The organism is Anaerotignum propionicum (assembly GCF_024461735.1).
Taxonomy (GTDB): domain Bacteria; phylum Bacillota; class Clostridia; order Lachnospirales; family Anaerotignaceae; genus Chakrabartyella.
Genome location: NZ_JANGAD010000029.1, coordinates 1 through 268, shown reverse-complemented (window position 1 = coordinate 268; position 268 = coordinate 1). Strand labels below are relative to the sequence as shown.

Annotated in this window: 1 protein-coding gene; it reads left to right on the top strand. The window is 43.3% G+C overall.

What is annotated here, in order from left to right; all coding sequences use genetic code 11:
* The coding region (locus tag NE558_RS14650) for a hypothetical protein (RefSeq protein WP_330643508.1) at window positions 1–212 on the top strand (212 nt) is incomplete at its 5' end.
* Window positions 213–268 lie beyond the last annotated feature (56 nt).

Here is a 268-nt window from a genome sequence, read left to right as displayed (position 1 = left end):
CTGCTGACGATAGGCTGTATGCCCTGCGCGATCCCTGTAAAAACAGAAGTGAGGACAAGGGCGATATTTGCAAGGATTCCGTAGGCGGCAACACCTGTATTTCCGTTCAACTTAAGGATCAGGAAATTGAATACGATAATAACGATTCCAGAGGAAAGCTCCAGTACAAGAGAGGAAACTCCCAGGAAACAAATATCAGCGGCGCGTTTTAATGACAGCCGTATTTTTGTAATATGAAACCGGTTGTTTTTCTTTATAAAATGGACAG